The organism is Mucilaginibacter sp. (genome assembly GCF_039935595.1).
GTDB lineage: Bacteria > Bacteroidota > Bacteroidia > Sphingobacteriales > Sphingobacteriaceae > Mucilaginibacter.
Map to the genome: position 1 here is coordinate 1 of NZ_JBDTJZ010000216.1, position 17,337 is coordinate 17,337.

Annotated in this window: 15 protein-coding genes and 1 pseudogene; 11 read left to right on the plus strand and 5 right to left on the minus strand. The window is 41.6% G+C overall.

The window, feature by feature from the left end; all coding sequences use genetic code 11:
* The 3 genes and pseudogenes from ABI367_RS15420 to ABI367_RS15430 form a co-directional block, all read left to right on the plus strand.
* A pseudogene (locus ABI367_RS15420) lies at positions 1-751 on the plus strand (molecular chaperone HtpG); the annotation flags it as partial.
* Between the two features lie 112 nt (positions 752-863).
* Positions 864-1,382 (plus strand): DUF4251 domain-containing protein, encoded by a 519-nt coding sequence (locus ABI367_RS15425; protein ID WP_462227722.1) that lies wholly within the window; start codon positions 864-866, stop codon positions 1,380-1,382.
* A 75-nt stretch (positions 1,383-1,457) separates the two neighbouring features.
* Positions 1,458-1,736: a hypothetical protein gene (locus ABI367_RS15430; protein WP_462227724.1), complete on the plus strand. Its 279-nt coding sequence runs from the start codon at positions 1,458-1,460 to the stop codon at positions 1,734-1,736.
* On the opposite strand, the gene dinB is transcribed toward ABI367_RS15430, so the two are convergent.
* Positions 1,733-2,917, minus strand: a complete 1,185-nt coding sequence (gene dinB, locus ABI367_RS15435; RefSeq protein ID WP_462227725.1) for a DNA polymerase IV — start codon at positions 2,915-2,917, stop codon at positions 1,733-1,735. The genes ABI367_RS15430 and dinB overlap by 4 nt on opposite strands.
* 71 nt (positions 2,918-2,988) lie before the next feature.
* Here dinB and ABI367_RS15440 point away from each other — a divergent pair, with 71 nt between their 5' ends.
* From ABI367_RS15440 to ABI367_RS15470, 7 genes are all read left to right on the plus strand, one after another.
* Entirely contained in the window at positions 2,989-3,618 is a 630-nt protein-coding gene (locus tag ABI367_RS15440; protein WP_462227726.1) for a 2'-5' RNA ligase family protein, read from the plus strand.
* A 169-nt stretch (positions 3,619-3,787) separates the two neighbouring features.
* A complete protein-coding gene (proB, locus tag ABI367_RS15445; protein ID WP_462227727.1) occupies positions 3,788-4,879 on the plus strand; it encodes a glutamate 5-kinase in 1,092 nt (363 codons plus the stop codon).
* 5 nt (positions 4,880-4,884) lie between these two features.
* A complete protein-coding gene (locus ABI367_RS15450; RefSeq protein ID WP_462227728.1) occupies positions 4,885-6,129 on the plus strand; it encodes a glutamate-5-semialdehyde dehydrogenase in 1,245 nt (414 codons plus the stop codon).
* 37 nt (positions 6,130-6,166) lie between these two features.
* Positions 6,167-7,534, plus strand: a complete 1,368-nt coding sequence (locus ABI367_RS15455; RefSeq protein WP_462227730.1) for an NAD-dependent succinate-semialdehyde dehydrogenase — start codon at positions 6,167-6,169, stop codon at positions 7,532-7,534.
* Between the two features lie 391 nt (positions 7,535-7,925).
* A complete protein-coding gene (gene mnmA / locus ABI367_RS15460; protein WP_462227731.1) occupies positions 7,926-9,014 on the plus strand; it encodes a tRNA 2-thiouridine(34) synthase MnmA in 1,089 nt (362 codons plus the stop codon).
* A gap of 121 nt (positions 9,015-9,135) precedes the next feature.
* Positions 9,136-11,475, plus strand: coding sequence for a type I DNA topoisomerase (topA, locus tag ABI367_RS15465; protein ID WP_462227732.1), 2,340 nt, complete (start codon positions 9,136-9,138; stop codon positions 11,473-11,475).
* Positions 11,476-11,552: 77 nt separating this feature from the next.
* Positions 11,553-11,957 (plus strand): hypothetical protein, encoded by a 405-nt coding sequence (locus tag ABI367_RS15470; RefSeq protein WP_462227733.1) that lies wholly within the window; start codon positions 11,553-11,555, stop codon positions 11,955-11,957.
* Positions 11,958-12,044: 87 nt separating this feature from the next.
* Here ABI367_RS15470 and ABI367_RS15475 read toward each other — a convergent pair whose 3' ends face one another.
* Positions 12,045-12,764: an RluA family pseudouridine synthase gene (locus tag ABI367_RS15475; protein ID WP_462227734.1), complete on the minus strand. Its 720-nt coding sequence runs from the start codon at positions 12,762-12,764 to the stop codon at positions 12,045-12,047.
* Positions 12,765-12,975: 211 nt separating this feature from the next.
* On the opposite strand from ABI367_RS15475, the gene ABI367_RS15480 reads away from it, so the two are divergent.
* Positions 12,976-13,419, plus strand: coding sequence for a hypothetical protein (locus tag ABI367_RS15480; RefSeq protein WP_462227735.1), 444 nt, complete (start codon positions 12,976-12,978; stop codon positions 13,417-13,419).
* Positions 13,420-13,474: 55 nt separating this feature from the next.
* Here the strand turns inward: ABI367_RS15480 and ABI367_RS15485 are convergent, their stop codons facing one another.
* The 3 genes from ABI367_RS15485 to gatB form a co-directional block, all read right to left on the minus strand.
* Positions 13,475-14,164, minus strand: coding sequence for a response regulator transcription factor (locus ABI367_RS15485; protein WP_462227736.1), 690 nt, complete (start codon positions 14,162-14,164; stop codon positions 13,475-13,477).
* A 95-nt stretch (positions 14,165-14,259) separates the two neighbouring features.
* Complete coding sequence (locus ABI367_RS15490) at positions 14,260-15,381, minus strand: redoxin domain-containing protein (protein ID WP_462227738.1); 1,122 nt, start codon at positions 15,379-15,381, stop codon at positions 14,260-14,262.
* Between the two features lie 44 nt (positions 15,382-15,425).
* On the minus strand, positions 15,426-16,895 hold the full coding sequence (gatB, locus tag ABI367_RS15495; protein ID WP_462227739.1) for an Asp-tRNA(Asn)/Glu-tRNA(Gln) amidotransferase subunit GatB: 1,470 nt from the start codon (positions 16,893-16,895) through the stop codon (positions 15,426-15,428).
* Positions 16,896-17,337 lie beyond the last annotated feature (442 nt).

Sequence of the window (17,337 nt, forward strand, 5' to 3'; positions counted from 1 at the left end):
GACCGACATTGGCCTGTTTGTAAAATACGGCATGGTTAGCGAAGACAAGTTTTATGATAAAGCCAAAGATTTTGTACTGGTAACCAATACCGAAAAACAAAACTTTACGCTGGATGAATACAAAGAAAAAGTAGCGCCTACACAAACCGATAAAGACGGGCAGTTAATATATCTGTATACCAACGATCCGTCAAAACAAGACGCATTTATCCAGTCTGCTAATAAAAAGAGTTATGATGTGTTGGTGATGAACTCGCCAATTGATAATCACTTCATCAGTCAGTTGGAGCAAAAGCTGGAAAAAACATCATTAAAACGTGTGGATGCTGATGTAGCTGATAAACTGATCAAAAAAGATGACGCGCCCGAGCATGTATTGACCGAAGAACAGGCCACCAAAGTAAAAGGCATATTTGATAAAGCCATTAATAAACCCGCTTATAAAGTTGAACTGGAAAGCCTTAATCCTGACGAGTTGCCGGTAACAGTAACCATGGACGAATTTATGCGCCGCATGAAAGATATGGCTGCCATGGGTGGCGGTATGAGCTTTTATGGCAGCATGCCTGATAATTACAAAGTTGTAGTGAACGGCAACCATAAACTGATAACCCGCATTTTGCAGGAGGAGAACGAAGATACGCAGGCACAATTATCTAAACAGGCATTTGACTTGGCCCTGCTTTCGCAAGGCTTGTTAACCGGTGCCGAGTTGACCGAATTTGTTAACCGAAGTGTTAATTTGATTTAAGCATTTATACTGAAAAATGTTGAGGCCGTCCTGTTAAACCAGGGCGGCTTTTTTTATATAAATAATTTGCACGAAATTTGATAATACTCCGTTGATAATAAAACCTTTAATTATGAAAAATTATATCAAGCATATAACTATTTTGTTGGTATTTGTTTGCGGTTTATTTACAGCAAATGCACAAAATACCAAAGCCGAAAAAAAAGCCGCTAAATTATCGGATATAAAAAACCTGGTAAACTCACAACGGTTTGTGTTTGTAGCAAATTATGTTTTACCGTTGGGTGGCGGCGGCAGGGCATTAACCAGCCAATATGATCTAACCATAACCAAAGATTCAGTATCGGCATTTTTGCCCTATTTTGGGCGCGCTTACATGGCTGATTTTGGCTCGATAGATGGCGGGATCAAATTTACCTCCACGCATTTTACTTATAAATTGACCGGTAAAAAAAGTAGATGGGAAATACTTATCACTTTTACAGATGCCAATATTATCAACGGCCCTAAAGGTGTAAGGCAAATGCGGTTAAATGTATCTGAAGACGGGTACGGATCATTGCAAATCACCAGTTCAAACCGCGATGCTATTTCGTTTAATGGATATATAGAAGAAATAGGCAAGAAATAGAATTTCTACATCTATTTTAATTTAGCGTAAAACATCTGTTAGCGTAAAACGTTCACTATACATAAAAATCCTACTATGCTACGCATCACAGTACCCCAAAACGGACAAGCCGAACTTACTTTTGCAAAATTTGAAAGCTACGGCCTACCAAAGCCAATCAACGGCGTTGATACAGAAGCCGACAATGTTGTGTTATTGTTTGATGACGAGCAGGATGCTATTGACTATGCAGACAGATTGATTGAATATGTAAACAACATGGACGATGATGTTTCGCCAAAAAGAGTGGCCATAAGCGACGTTATTGTTGCCATTAAAAGCGATGCCTTTGTACAAACTTACCTGGACAATTAGTCTTTTAAAAAAGGGTTGAAATTACGTGTGCCAATAGCCATCCCGGCGGCACGGCACACGGTCTTATCGCCAAATTTAAAGTTTATCTTATCCATAGCCTGGTATAGCCTGATGCGCTCTTCGTTATCTTCAAATAAATTTATCTGGTAGCTGCCGGTAGTAAGTTGGCTCAATCGTACTCCTATTAACCTGATTGGCCTGTGCTGGTTCCATACCTTATTAAGCAGGTTTTTAATGCCGGGTATTAAAATATGCTCGGCAGCGGTAAGGGATATCTTTTCCTGCTGGGTATGGGTCTCAAAATTGGCGTACCGAATTTTAATGGCCAGGCATCCGGCTACCTTATTCTCTTTACGCAGCTTTGCAGACAGTTCCTCGGTCATAGATACCAATACCGTTTCCAGTGTTTTCTTATCAGCCACATCAGTATGGAAGGTATTTTCGGTTGATATGGACTTTCTATCGCTATGCGGCACGATCTCGCTCTCATCAATCCCATTAGCTTTTTCCCAGATGTATCTGCCATGTTTACCAAAAGCTGTTTCTAAAAACCGGAGGTCGGTTTTTTGCAAATCGCCAATTTTTTCAATACCGAACTGGTATAGTTTCTGGCAGGTTTTTTCGCCCAGCATAGGTATTTTACGTATGGATAATGGGGCCATAAATTCGCGCTCCTTGCCATGCGGTATATACAACTGTCCGTTAGGTTTAGCCGCGTTGGTAGCCATTTTAGCCACTGTTTTGCCTGATGCCATGCCAAAAGAAATTGGCAACCCGGTTTCACGTATTACCCGCTGGCGCAGGTCGCCGGCCAATTTATAGCAATCGTAATAGCGGTCCATACCGGTCATATCAATATAAAACTCGTCAATAGATGTTTTTTGATAAAGCGGCACGCTATCATGGATGATCTCGGTAACCTCACGCGATGCCTCCGAATATCGCCCGTGACTGCCGCGTATCACCATAGCATGGGGGCATAAACGCATGGCCTGTTTCATGGGCATGGCCGAGTGGATACCAAATTTACGCGCTTCATAACTACAGGAAGCTACCACGCCACGCTCGGCCGATCCGCCTATTAGTACCGGTTTGCCAATAAGGTCGGGGTTAAACTTGCGCTCAACCGATACAAAAAAAGAATCGAGGTCAATATGTACAATATGACGTTTGAGTTCCATAGTACAAATATGTAAAATTTATTCAATAATACTAAAAATATTAGTAATATTGTTCCGCAATTATTTATGCTATGAAAAATTACGCCGACTTTATAATATTGCTCTCTCCTTCGGATAAAGTAAAGGCACAGGTGCGCGAGCATAAACTGTACGCTGCTGAAATTATTGGTAATTATGAGAGCATGAATTCTATTGCGCATATCTCCATTAAAAAAATGCACCGGCAAAAAAGCTTTTTAACCGAGCCGGCTATAAGGGCATTAACCCCAAAACTGGCTGCAATAGCCCCAATAACTTTAACCATTGATGGGTTTGATTATTTTAATCATGGCGAAGATTTTAAAACCATTTATGCAAAGATCCGCTCCTCGCCCGAAAACACGGCGTGGTTTAAAACACTCAAAAAGCACCTTAACCTCAAGGAGTTTATGGTACCGCATATTACCATAGCCCGCAATATCCCCATAAGTGATTTTAACCGGCTATGGCCGCATTTTAAGGCTATTAAATGGAATGAAACCTTTACCATAAGTGAGTTAACTGTACTTCAAAAAGAAACCTTTGCCCCTTTTGCCAAATGGGAGATATTTACGACATTACCGTTTAATGGTAAACCCTTGGATGTTGTACAACCTAAGCCATCATTAGTAAAACCTTTGCAAAACAGTTCATTACAGGGAAAGCAGATTAGTTTATTTTAGGTCCAGAACATTTTCAATGCATAGAACAAAAATCGTCCACTCATTGCCGCGGACGATGTCATTTCCAAGCATACAGCAATTTGTCATCCCTAAATAATTATCACTCCCAAATACCCTCCTTTCCCCATCATTTTAGTAATATTGAAGTTTTAAACTACTTTTTACTGCAATGGCTTTTAATTACCACCGCATTATTATAAAAATTGGCTCTAATGTTTTTACAGACGAGAAAGGTTTACCTAACCTGCAACGTATTGAACATTTAGTGGGCCAAATAGCGGCTATTAAAAAGCAAGGCATCGAGGTTATCCTGGTATCGTCAGGCGCGGTAGCTTCAGGTCGGAGTTTGATAACCGTTTCCGAAAAATCAGACGCTGTGGCTACCCGGCAGCTTTTAGCATCTATCGGCCAGGTAAAATTGATCAATACTTACGCCACTTTGTTTGAAAAATTTGACATCCTATGTTCGCAGGTGCTGGTTACCAAGGAAGATTTCAGGGACAGCAATTCGGGCGACCGTGCGCATCATTTTAACATGAAAAACTGTTTGGAAACCTTGCTGCATCATCAGGTTTTACCTATTGTAAATGAAAACGACGTGGTATCTATCACCGAGTTAATGTTTACCGATAATGATGAACTGGCCGGGCTAATAGCCTCGATGTTAAATGCCGAAGCGCTGATCATCTTAACCAATGTGGACGGTTTATACAATGGCGACCCCAAACTATCAACCTCAAAAGTGATTGAAGAGGTAAGTACCAATATAGATTTTTCATCCTACGTGCAGGATAGCCGGTCGCAATTTGGCCGCGGCGGTATGATTACCAAATCAAACATGGCGCAAAAAACAGCGCAGTTGGGTATTGCCGTGCACATAGCCAATGGCACCAAAGAAAATATTTTGACCGATGTTTTGGCTGATAAAGTAATACATACCCGTTTTATACCTAACAAAAAGGCATCCGGCAAAAAGAAATGGATTGCACATTCAGAAGGCTCGGCTACGGGTGTGGTGCAGGTTAACGAGGGTGCAAAAAACGCGTTAACATCTAACAAAGCAATCAGCGTACTGCCCGTAGGGGTGGTAAAAGTAATAGCCGATTTTAAAAAAGGCGATATCATTAAACTGGTTGACGAAAACGAAAAATTAATAGGTTTAGGCATAGCCGAGTATAGTGCAGATAAGGCCCGCGAAAGGATAGGGCAAAAAAATCAAAAGCCCCTTGTGCATTATGACTACCTTTATTTACAATACTAATTACAATGGATTACACCCAATATTTTGAAAATGCACAGGCAGCAGGGCGCAAAACTAACCTTACTGCCGATAAAATAAACCTGGTATTACAAGACCTGGCTGAGGCTGCTTTGGCTAATACGGACACCTTACTTGCGGAAAATCAAAAGGATCTGGACCGCATGGATCCGGCCAATCCAAATTTTGATAGGTTAAAGCTTACTCCTGCCCGTATTCAGGATATTGCCAAGGATATTGTAAATGTATCGAAGCTGGAAAATCCGCTGGGGCATATCCTTTCTGAAAAAACCATGCCTAACGGGCTGGAAATTTCAAAGATAACTGTACCACTGGGTGTTGTTGGTGTGATTTATGAAGCCAGGCCAAACGTAACTTTTGATGTATTTGCGCTATGCTTTAAAACAGGCAATATCTGCATATTAAAAGGCGGCAGCGATGCGGAGTTCTCTAACAAAGCTATCATTAAGGTTATTCATGAGGTGTTAGCCAACCATCAGATCGATGTAAATGTAGCTACCCTATTGCCTAAAGAACGCGAGGCTGCCGAAGCTTTGATGCAGGCAGTTGGTTATGTGGATGTGATCATTCCACGTGGCAGCCAGGGCTTAATAAACAGCGTGCGCAAAAACAGTAAAGTACCGGTTATTGAAACCGGCGCGGGCATTGTGCATACCTATTTTGACGAAACTGCCGATCTGGAAAAAGGCACCAACATTATATTTAACTCAAAAACCCGAAGGGTAAGCGTTTGTAACGCGTTGGATTGCGCGCTGATACATGTGGCACGATTAACTGATCTGCCTAAGCTTGCCAGACCATTGGGCGAAGCCGGTGTTGAAATATTTGCAGATGAGCGGGCTTTTGAGGCTTTAAGTGGCGATTATCCTGTGGAATTATTGCACAAAGCCGGTCCTGAACATTTTGGCACCGAGTTTTTATCCATGAAGATGGCGGTTAAAACCGTTGACAGTTTTGAAGCTGCTTTAGAGCATATAGCCGACCATAGCTCCAAACACAGCGAGGCTATAGTTACCGAAGATACGGCCAATATGGAAACCTTTTTAAACCGGGTGGATGCCGCGGCGGTATATGTTAATACCTCTACAGCCTTTACAGACGGCGCGCAATTTGGTTTAGGTGCCGAAATAGGCATCAGCACACAAAAGCTGCATGCACGCGGCCCTATGGGGCTACAGGAGCTTACCAGCTATAAGTGGCTGATTAAAGGTGACGGCCAAACACGTGCATAGCCGCTAAAACATTTTCAACCTTGCTTGTTATTTGGATATGGAAATAGTCTCAATTAACCCCGCAAACGGTAAAGTTTTAAAGAAGTATAAGGCGCATACTGCTTTAAAAGTTGAAAAGAAAATAGCGCAAACCCATAAAGCCTGGTTAAGCTGGAAAGAAACCATCTTTACCGAACGCGCAGTCCTGCTAAATAAACTATCATCAGTACTACAACAACGCAAGAACGAACTGGCGCGGTTAATGGCGCTCGAAATGGGTAAACCCATAGCTCAGGGCATCAGCGAGATAGAAAAATGCGCCGGTGTATGCGAATACTATGCTAAAAACGCCGCCACGCATTTAAAAGAACAGCTCGTGGAAACCGAAGCTTCCAAAAGCTACGTAACCTTTCAACCCATAGGCGTGGTATTAGCCATTATGCCCTGGAACTTCCCTTTTTGGCAAGTGTTTAGATTTTTGGCTCCGGCGCTTGCTGCAGGTAATTGCGGGGTGTTAAAACATGCGTCTAACGTACCCGGATGCGCCTTAGCTATCGAGGATTTGGTGGAGCAGGCCGGTTTCCCGAAAAATGTATTTAAAACGCTGTTGGTAGGTAGCAGCGAGGTAGATAAGATCATTGAGAACCCATATATACAAGCCGTAACCTTAACCGGCAGTACCAATGCAGGTAAAAAAGTTGCTGAAAAGGCAGGATCTGTATTAAAAAAGACCGTATTAGAGTTAGGCGGCAGCGATGCCTATATTGTTTTGGCTGATGCCGATTTGGGACACGCCGCGGAAACTTGTGTAAATAGTCGTTTAATCAATAGCGGGCAAAGTTGTATAGCTGCCAAACGTTTTATTGTGGTTAAAGCTGTCGAGAAAGAGTTTACACGGTTATTTAAAGAAAAGATGCAGCGAAAACCAATGGGCGACCCATTGAGTAATATAACGGCTATAGGCCCGCAGGCACGGGTTGACCTTAGGGATGAGCTGCATGAACAGGTTAAACTATCCATTGCCAAAGGCGCCAAATGTATTTTAGGAGGAGAATTGCCTGCCGGAGATAATGCTTACTATCCGGCTACTATACTCACCCAAGTAAAAAAAGGTATGCCCGCCTACGAAGAAGAACTGTTTGGCCCGGTAGCAGCCATCATATCCGCGAAAGACGAAGCCGATGCCATACGCATTGCTAATGATTCTGTTTTCGGATTGGGCGGGGCCATATTTACCAAAGACAAAAAACGCGGCGAAATGATTGCCGCTACTCAATTAGAAGCAGGCTCATGCTTTGTAAACTCACTGGTAAAGTCGGACCCGAGGCTGCCGTTTGGCGGCATTAAACAGTCAGGCTATGGCCGCGAGTTGGGTCTATTTGGCATACATGAATTTGTAAATATCAAAACGGTGTATATCGCTTAAATATAAAGTTATCATTTATATAAATTTTATAATAAATTGATTAACAATATTATTTTCTTTTAAATTAAATAAAAAATTGTATACTTTTTTAGGTTCCCTCCTGTTCGTCTCTCGCTAAACCGAACATCCTGATCTTGTATTTCAATTCATTGTTGCAATTTGAATGGGCGCCAAAACTTTGGCTAAAGCCATATGAATTAATATTGGTTCCGTCCCATAAATGGGACGGCAATGAATCTATAATATATTACCCCAATCATTGCCGTTGGTTTTAACCAACGGACTAAAAAAGGAAAACAAACTATTGGCTTCAGCCTAAATAGACATTATTACTTCGCTTTGACCAACAATTCCTCAGCATAAAAATCAAAAAAGTATCTTTGCACCTAATATGAGTAAGCACGGAAGGATATTAGTGGCCATGAGTGGTGGGGTTGATAGTTCGGTAGCGGCAGTAATGCTGCATGAGCAGGGCTATGAAGTTATTGGCCTAACCATGAAAACCTGGGACTACGCTTCATCAGGCGGCAGCTCCAAAGAAACAGGCTGCTGTAGCCTGGACAGCATTAACGATGCCCGTGCACTGGCGGTAGGTTATGGCTTCCCTCATTACATCCTGGATATCCGGAGTGAGTTTGGAGATTTTGTGATTGACAACTTTGTTGACGAATACCTTGCCGGCCGTACCCCTAACCCATGTGTGTTATGCAACACCCACATTAAATGGGAAGCATTACTAAAACGCGCTGATAAACTGGATTGTGAATTTATAGCTACCGGCCATTATGCCAATATCCGCTTACAGGACACTGGCCGGTACGTAATATCTAAAGGAAAGGATGAGCATAAGGACCAGTCGTATGTACTTTGGGGTGTATCACAAAAAAATCTGGCGCGTACTAAATTCCCGTTAGGCAATTTTTCCAAACCCGAAATACGACAAATGGCTGTGGAGATGGGCCAAATAGAATTAGCCGGAAAAAGCGAAAGCTACGAGATATGTTTTGTGCCTGATAACGACTACCGTTCGTTTTTAAGAAATAAAGTTGAGGACCTTGAAGAGCGTGTTGGCCCCGGAAATTTTGTTTTTAAAGACGGTAAAGTAGTGGGCAAACATCAGGGATATCCTTTTTATACCATAGGTCAGCGTAAAGGTCTGGGCGTGGCTTTTGGTCACCCCATGTTTGTAACCCGCATAATACCCGAAACCAATACCGTGGTATTAGGTACTGCCGACGAACTGGAACGCAAACAAGCCTGGGTACGTAATGTTAACCTGGTTAAGTACGAAAGTATAGCCGAACCTATTGAGGCCATTACTAAAATACGTTATAAAGACGCCGGCATGCAAAGCACCATTGTGCAAATGGGCGAGCATATACAGGTTGATTTTCACCACAATGTTTCGGGTATTGCACCCGGGCAATCTGCCGTATTTTATGAAGGTAGTGACCTGTTAGGTGGCGGTTTTTTGATGTAGATCTGCCGCATTTTTAATTCCGTAACTTCTCACTAAATCAACCCAATCAACAAATTAAACCTACACCAAAGTTTGCGTTTAGGGTTTCTTTATCTTTTATTTGCAGAAAATACACTTGTTAATGGCTAAGAATTTATTAATAGTTGAATCTCCGGCGAAAGCCAAAACCATAGAAGGATATCTGGGAAAAGACTTTATCGTAAAGTCAAGTTACGGCCACATCCGCGACCTGGTAAAATCAGAAGATGCTATTGATATAGCCCATAACTTTGAACAGAAGTATGAAGTTCCGGCTGATAAGAAACAGGTAGTAAGCGAATTAAAAAAATTAGCCAAAGAATCCGATGTGGTATGGTTAGCGTCCGATGAGGACCGCGAGGGTGAGGCCATATCATGGCATTTGTTTGATACGCTTAATTTAAAAGAAGAAAATACACGCCGTATAGTTTTTCATGAAATAACCAAGCCGGCTATAATGAATGCCATTGAAAACCCGCGAAAAATAGATTACAACCTGGTAAACGCCCAACAAGCGCGCCGGGTGTTGGATAGATTAGTGGGTTTTGAACTTTCGCCCGTTTTGTGGAAAAAGGTTAAACCATCGCTGTCGGCAGGTCGGGTACAATCAGTAGCCGTTAGGTTAATTGTTGACCGCGAACGCGAGATCAATAAATTTACATCAGAAGCGGCCTTTAAAATAATGGCCATATTTGGCACTGGCAAACAAGCCTTTAAAGCCGAATTGCCTGAGCGCTTCGCTCAACAGGGAGATGCCGAAAAGTTTTTAAATGACTGTATTGGCGCTGCCTTCAACGTACGGTCGTTAGAAACCAAACCCGCAAAACGCGCCCCTGCCGCGCCGTTTACCACATCAACGCTGCAACAGGAAGCCAGCCGCAAACTGGGTTATTCAGTTTCGCGTACTATGTCGGTAGCACAAAAGCTGTATGAATTGGGGTATATAACTTATATGCGTACCGATTCGGTTAACTTGTCTGATACCGCTTTGGATGCCGCCGCAAAGGAAATTACATCCGCCTACGGCGAAAAATATCATCAACAAAGAAAATACAAAACCAAAAGCGCGGGCGCTCAAGAAGCACACGAAGCCATACGGCCAACTTATTTTAACCAGCACACCATTGAAGGCGATTCGGGCGAAAAGCGCCTGTATGAGCTTATATGGAAGCGTGCGATAGCTTCGCAGATGAGCGAGGCACAGTTTGAGAAAACTACTGCTAAGATCAGCATATCAACCCGCAAAGAGGATTTGGTAGCCAATGGCGAAGTAATGCGCTTTGACGGCTTCCTTAAAGTTTACCTGGAATCAGACGACGAAGAGGAAGATACCCAGCAAGATGGCGAAAATACCATGCTGCCGCCTTTAACAAAAGACCAGTTACTTGACCTGCAGGAAATGCTGGCTATCGAACGTTTTTCGCGCCCATCGGCACGTTATACAGAAGCAAGTTTGGTAAAAAAGTTGGAAGAGTTGGGTATTGGCCGTCCGTCAACCTATGCCCCTACTATATCCACTATTCAAAACCGCGGCTATGTGGTTAAAGAAGAGCGTGAAGGCAAGCAACGCAAATTCAGGGTATTAACATTAAAAGGCGGTAGCGTTACCAAAGAAGAAAGAACCGAAAATACAGGCGCCGAGCGCAATAAGCTTTTTCCTACAGATATTGGCGCGGTAGTGAATGATTTTTTAGTACAGCATTTTAAAGGGATTGTTGATTTTAACTTTACCGCCAGTGTTGAAAAACAGTTTGACGAGATAGCACAGGGTTTAAAAGAGTGGACAGCTATGCTGCACGATTTTTATAAGCCTTTTCATAATGATGTACAAAGCACTATTGAAACTGCTGACAAAGCAACCGGCGAGCGCGACCTGGGAATACATCCCGAAAATGGCAGCAAGGTATCAGTACGTATAGGTCGTTACGGCCCATTTGTGCAAGTTGGCGAAAATGCCAGCGATGATAATAAAGACTACAAGCCTTTGTACGCAAGCTTACGCACCGGCCAAAGTATTGAAACCATTACGTTAGAAGAAGCACTTGAACTATTTAAACTGCCTAAAGTTGTTGGTGAGTTTGAAGGCAAACCTATGAAGGTTGCTATTGGCCGCTTTGGGCCATATATAAGCCATAACAGTGCTTTTGTATCCTTACCGAAAGAGATAGACCCACTGGATGTAACCGAAGAACAGGCTATTGAACTGATTGAAGCCAAACGCAAAAAAGATGCAGAAAAGCTAATTAAAGCTTTTGATGAGGACCCAACAGTTAAGGTATTGAACGGTCGCTGGGGACCATATATTGAGTTTGGCAAACAAAATGTTAAAATACCAAAGGATAAAGACCCTTTGACCCTCACCTTTGCCGAGTGTAAAACCTTAGCAGACGCTGATGCAAAAGCACCTAAAAAAGGTGGAAAGAAGTTTGCTAAGAAGAAGTAATTTAGTGAGTGGTGAATAGAGAATGGTGAGTGGTTGCTCACAATTAACTCACCACTGACAACTCACTACTCACCACTATGATCAAAGACCTCCCCGAAAATAATGTACAGGATATTGCTATCGCGGTAGCTTTAGAAAAAGAGAACGCTGAGCATAAAACATGGTATGTGTATCTTATCAACCTAAAAAAAGAACCTATTGAAACTGTACTGATCACCTCAAAAGGTTATGGCGAGAAAGATGGCGAACTGGTAAAAACCTCTACCCTACGCCATATGTTCCCGATGGTTGATGCCGGAAGTTTTAAAATTATTGAACCCATAGCCGAGGAAACTTTTGGTTTAAATAACGAATACTGGTTAAGCTATTATATAGGCACCCAGATATTTGATAAGAAATTTATATTCCTGCCTGAAAGTATTGTTGAGGGCAATTTCATTAAACTACCAGTAGTTAATAAACCGGGGGTAATGATAAAGTAGTTTGCAGTGGGCAGTTATCAGTGGGCAGTTGATTGCTCATTATATACTATATACTGCAAACTGCTAACTAAAAACTGCCAACTAAAATCAACTATCAAACTTTTCCAGCAACTTCAATAACGTTTCAAAATCTTTAGGATATGGGGCATGGATGGTGATATCGTTACCATCCATCAGCTTAAAGGTAACTTCATAAGCATGCAGGGCGAAGCGTTTCATAATAGGAAGCTCCTCCTGATCTTTGCCTAAATGGTATTTACGCTTAATCTCTGACAAAAAAACGGGTTTGCCCTTGTACATCTCATCCCCGGCAATGGAGGCCCGCTGTGTGGCTAAATGGATGCGTATCTGGTGCATGCGCCCGGTAACCGGTCGGCACTCTACCAAGGTATAATGCTTAAAGTATTTTAATGATTGAAACCAGGTTTCGGCGCGCTTGCCCTCCTGCCTGCTTATGGTAACGTTGCCTTTGCCAACATTTAAGATAGGCAGATCAATCAACAATTCATCAAACACATGTGTACCTTCAATAATAGCGTGGTACACTTTTTTAACTTTTCTTTTTTCAAACTGCATAGATACCGAGCGGTACGCCTCCGGGTTTTTAGCAATGATCAACGCGCCGGATGTTTCCTTATCCAAACGGTGGCATATCTGCGCGTCGTCGGCATAGTTTTTAGCTAATCTCAACATATTGATCTCTCCGCCCTCGCGCTCATCAAGGGAACTTATAAAGGCGGGTTTATTAACAACAATAATGTCATCGTCTTCAAATAATATAAGATCAGTAAACTTTGGAACTTTCATGTATGAGTTTAATAGGCGTCAAAAATACGGTTTTAATTTAAGTGTGTTGTTTTACAAAATGTCATTTCGACGAGGTACGAGGAGAAATCTATACACATGGCCGGGCAAGTGTATAGATTTCTCTCTATGTTCGAAATAACAGATGTCTAACATTTCAATTGGAACGGTTATTGTATTTGAAAAACAAAATACATCTAACTAAAAAACAATTATGAGTGATAAATCAACCCAACCTGTCGAAAAGGGATTTTTTGAAAAGGTTAAAGAAACAATTGAAGAATTTTGGGAAGGCACCAAAGATACGGCTGAAGACGTAAAGGATGCCGCCGAAGATACGATAGATGATATTAAGAGATCGGCCCCGGTTAAAAAGATTGCGGCGGCTGTTAAAAGTTCGCCAAAGAAAACCGCCGCTGCTGTAACTAAAGCTAAAACTGCTGCAACAAAAGTTAAAAAGGAAGCGGTAGCAAAAGCAAAAGAGGTTACCACAAAAGCCAAAAAAGAAGCCTCGGAAATAAAAGCTAAAGCTACCACCAAAGCAAAAGCGGTAACTGAAAAAGCTAAAAAAGAAGTAGCTGACAATAAAAAATCGGTCGCTTCAAAAACTGCTAAAGCTGCAACTGCAGTAAAGAAAAAAGCTGTAGCGGCTAAATAACTAACCGCATTTAATAACAAACAAAAGGGGCGGTTAATTAACTGCCCCTTTTGTTTTATCCTTCAAATTTATAGCCTACCCCTTTTACGGTCGACACACAATCGTCGCCCAGCTTTTCGCGGAGCTTGCGTACGTGTACATCAATGGTTCGGTTGGTAACTACTACAGAGTCTTCCCAAATATTTTTTAATATTACCTCGCGGGTATAAACTTTACCAGGTTTGGAGGCTAATAGATATAAAAGTTCAAATTCCTTTTTTGCTAAAACTACTTTAACACCGGCTTTATACACCAGGTAAGCTTCGCGGTCAATAACCAGGTCGCCTATTTCAAGTTTATTATCAGTAAAATCTTCGGGTGGCGCGTTTCTGCGTAGTATGGCGTTTATACGACTAACTAAAGCGCGCGGCTTTATGGGTTTAGCTATATAATCATCGGCACCAACGTTAAAGCCGGCAATTTCAGAATACTCTTCGCTGCGGGCGGTTAAAAAAACCATGAAGGTGTTTTTAAACTCGGGCATGGTACGCATAATGCGGCAAGCCTCAATACCATCCATTTTAGGCATCATAATATCCAAAACGATCAGATCAGGTAACGACCGTTTGGCCTCAGTTACTGCCTCCTGGCCGTTACGGGCTAAAAATACCTGGTAGCCTTCTTTTTTTAAATTATACTCAATCAGCTCTAAAATATCGGGCTCGTCATCAACAATAAGTATCTTTTGTTTTGTAGCGTTGCTCATCACAAATTTATTTTTGCATAAATGTATGTGCTTAAAAGAAGTAAACGGTTAAGTTAATATTAACAAATTGTTAATAGTTACTTTATTTTAACTTTCTATTGAGGACCGCTAAACGTTTTGTTTAAAAAATCTTCAAGTGATTTTCCGGTTATATTTTTGGCAATTATAACTCCTTGAGGGTCAATTATAAAATTTGATGGTATGGCATCTATTCTATACAAGCTTTCGGTAGGCCCTTCAAAGCGTTTAAGGTCCGACCCATGTTGCCATGTTAACTTATCTGCATTAATAGCCTGCTGCCAGTCTTCTTTCTTTTCATCAAGGGATATACCTAAAATATTAAACCCTTTTGAATGGAACTTAGCGTATTGCTTAACTACATTGGGGTTTTCCTGCCTGCACGGCGCGCACCATGATGCCCAAAAATCAAGCATTACATATTTTCCTTTATAGTCTGATAATTTAATGGGCTTGCCGTCAATACCGGCAATGGTGAAATCAGGTGCTTTATGGCCCAATGACACAGGTTTTACCAGCTCGATCTGGCGGATAAAATGCTGCACAGCCGGATTATCTTTAAAATCATCTTTTATAGCATCGGCATAAGCCACCATTTGCTGTTCATATTGTATCGGATCTAAACTTGTCATAGCGTAAAATGCAGCTAATGACTTTTTGTTATTGTTTATAAATGTTAAAACTTCCCCATTTGATGCATCAATATTTTTTTGAAACAACGGGCGGTATATATTGGTCAACGAATCCGTTTCATGACCAATAGCCTCTACCTTAGCCTGGTACTCATTAACCAACAGGCCATTTTTATCGCCATAAAAATTAATTATCTTATTATAATCCTTAATTTTTTCAGATTCGGGGGAACCGGTGATATCATAGGGGTGCTTCTCGTCTTTTAAGTCGGTTGTAAACTTAATGTCTTCACCATTTTTTGCAATAATATCAAATACGGCACCACCAATACGCAGCTTATACAAGTTAGCATAAGGCGCCCGGTGTTTAAAGCTGAATTCGCCGTCTTTAACCTGGGTTGAGTCCACCACATTGATGCTGCTGCTGTCGGCCTCAAGCAGGTAAGCCATTTTAAGATTTCCTGGATTTTTTAGCGTAGCCGAAATTGTAAAAGCTGCTTTATCAATACAAGAATATACAAGCACTGATAACGCTGCAAGTGCCAAAAGCGTAAAACGGTTTTTCATTTTGGTGGATTTATTAGCTATACGACAAATATAAGCGTATCCGCTTATTTTGACTCTAATTCTTTAATTAAAAGCTGGTTAGTTTTCTGTGGGTCGATCTTCCCTTTAGACAGTTTCATGATCTCGCCCATAAACAACCCTACAACGCCTTTTTTGCCTTTCTGGTATTCTTTAACCTTATCCGGAAATTTGGCTATGGCGGCGCTGATGTATTCATCAACCTCGTTGGTATTGGTACTGATGAGCAAATTAAGCTCGGCAGCCAGTTGTTCGGCAGTTTTACCGGGCGATTTTAATAGTGCATGGAACAACTTGTGGTATGCTACGGTATTATTAACCAATCCATCATCAACCAGTCTAATTAAACCGGCAAGATATTTGGGCTGCACATTAATATCAGTAATATGGGCCGAATGTTCGTTAAGGTATGATTTTACCGGACCCATTAATAAATGTACCGCGGCTTTATGGTTGGCGGTATGTTTTATCAGTTCTTCAAAAAACATGGCCAGTTCCTTATCGGCGGTAATTACCCCGGCATCGTAATCAGACAAACCTAACTGGGTAGTATATTTTTGATAAAGTTGCGCAGGCAATGCAGGCATAGCCTGTTTAACCCGATTTACATAAGCTTCATCCAAAACTATGGGCATCAAATCGGGCTCCGGGAAATAGCGGTAATCATTTGCCATCTCTTTTGACCGCAGCACCGATGTTTCGCCGGTATCGGCATTAAAGTTCAGGGTGTTTTGGTCAATATATTCACCTTTTTCAATCAGGTTGATTTGCCTTACAAATTCATGCTCAATAGCCCGCTGAACGTTGCGTATAGAGTTCAAATTTTTCACCTCGCAGCGGTTACCATAAGTAGTTTGGCCTTTTAGCCTAACGGATATATTGGCGTCACAGCGCATACTACCCTCTTCCATATTACCGTCGCAAATATCAAGGTAACGCAGGGTTTTACGTATCTCGGTTAAAAACTGCCCGGCTTCTTCGGCACTGCGCATATCCGGTTCAGATACGATCTCCAGTAACGGCACCCCTGCCCTGTTCAGATCAATAAACGAGTCGTCACACTGGCTGTCGTGCATACTTTTGCCGGCATCTTCTTCCATGTGGATATGATGGATGGCCAATTTTTTGGATGACCCATCGGCCAGTTTTACGGTGATATGGCCGCCCAGGCATACCGGGTGCTGATCCTGCGTTATCTGGTAACCTTTAGGCAGGTCAGCATAAAAATAATTTTTACGGGCAAAGGTATTTTGCATATTGATAGTGCAATTACAGGCCAGTCCCATTTTTACCGCATATTCTACCGCGGTTTTATTAATGCGCGGCAAAGTACCGGGATGCCCCAATGATATGGCGCTGATATGGTGGTTAGGCTCGGCACCAAAGGCAGCCGAATCTGAAGAAAACATTTTGCTTAAAGTTGATAGCTGCGCGTGAACCTCTAACCCAACAACTAACTCATACTTTTGCCCTATTTCTTCTGCAAGAATTGTCATAAATTATAATACAAGCTATATTTAGCCCGATGATTAAAGGTCAAATATAATATTTTAGTAACAACCTGCTAAAGTAAGTGTTAAAAGTATTGTTTTAATCGCGATTTATGTCTCTACAAACTGCTTACGTTAGTTGTCTGTTAGGACAAATATAACAGAATGCGTTTTTGGTAAAATGGTTTACAAAGGTTTACATAATTAGAATAATTAATATATTAATTAACTGATAATCAATATATTAATTATTTTATTTTCAAAAAGTGTAAACCCTAAATACACCTATATTTTTATGGTTAAATTACTTATTGGTCTAACTTCAGCACTACTTAACTTAGTTATCGTAATGTATTAGTTTTCAGCTTAATATGCGAACGTAATACTTGCCGCTTCACCGTGGTCTCACCTCCGAAGCGGTCCTACGGACCGGTCATCGCTTCGCTCT

Bases quoted from the DNA above. Each gene is read 5' to 3' on its own strand.
- ABI367_RS15480 (WP_462227735.1), top strand. From the start codon at position 12,976: ATGAGTGATAAATCAACCCAACCTGTCGAAAAGGGATTTTTTGAAAAG.
- ABI367_RS15470 (WP_462227733.1), top strand. From the start codon at position 11,553: ATGATCAAAGACCTCCCCGAAAATAATGTACAGGATATTGCTATCGCG.
- proB (WP_462227727.1), top strand. From the start codon at position 3,788: ATGGCTTTTAATTACCACCGCATTATTATAAAAATTGGCTCTAATGTT.
- ABI367_RS15490 (WP_462227738.1), bottom strand. From the start codon at position 15,381: ATGAAAAACCGTTTTACGCTTTTGGCACTTGCAGCGTTATCAGTGCTT.
- dinB (WP_462227725.1), bottom strand. From the start codon at position 2,917: ATGGAACTCAAACGTCATATTGTACATATTGACCTCGATTCTTTTTTT.
- ABI367_RS15430 (WP_462227724.1), top strand. From the start codon at position 1,458: ATGCTACGCATCACAGTACCCCAAAACGGACAAGCCGAACTTACTTTT.
- topA (WP_462227732.1), top strand. From the start codon at position 9,136: ATGGCTAAGAATTTATTAATAGTTGAATCTCCGGCGAAAGCCAAAACC.
- ABI367_RS15425 (WP_462227722.1), top strand. From the start codon at position 864: ATGAAAAATTATATCAAGCATATAACTATTTTGTTGGTATTTGTTTGC.
- ABI367_RS15485 (WP_462227736.1), bottom strand. From the start codon at position 14,164: ATGAGCAACGCTACAAAACAAAAGATACTTATTGTTGATGACGAGCCC.
- mnmA (WP_462227731.1), top strand. From the start codon at position 7,926: ATGAGTAAGCACGGAAGGATATTAGTGGCCATGAGTGGTGGGGTTGAT.
- ABI367_RS15450 (WP_462227728.1), top strand. From the start codon at position 4,885: ATGGATTACACCCAATATTTTGAAAATGCACAGGCAGCAGGGCGCAAA.
- ABI367_RS15440 (WP_462227726.1), top strand. From the start codon at position 2,989: ATGAAAAATTACGCCGACTTTATAATATTGCTCTCTCCTTCGGATAAA.
- ABI367_RS15455 (WP_462227730.1), top strand. From the start codon at position 6,167: ATGGAAATAGTCTCAATTAACCCCGCAAACGGTAAAGTTTTAAAGAAG.
- ABI367_RS15475 (WP_462227734.1), bottom strand. From the start codon at position 12,764: ATGAAAGTTCCAAAGTTTACTGATCTTATATTATTTGAAGACGATGAC.
- gatB (WP_462227739.1), bottom strand. From the start codon at position 16,895: ATGACAATTCTTGCAGAAGAAATAGGGCAAAAGTATGAGTTAGTTGTT.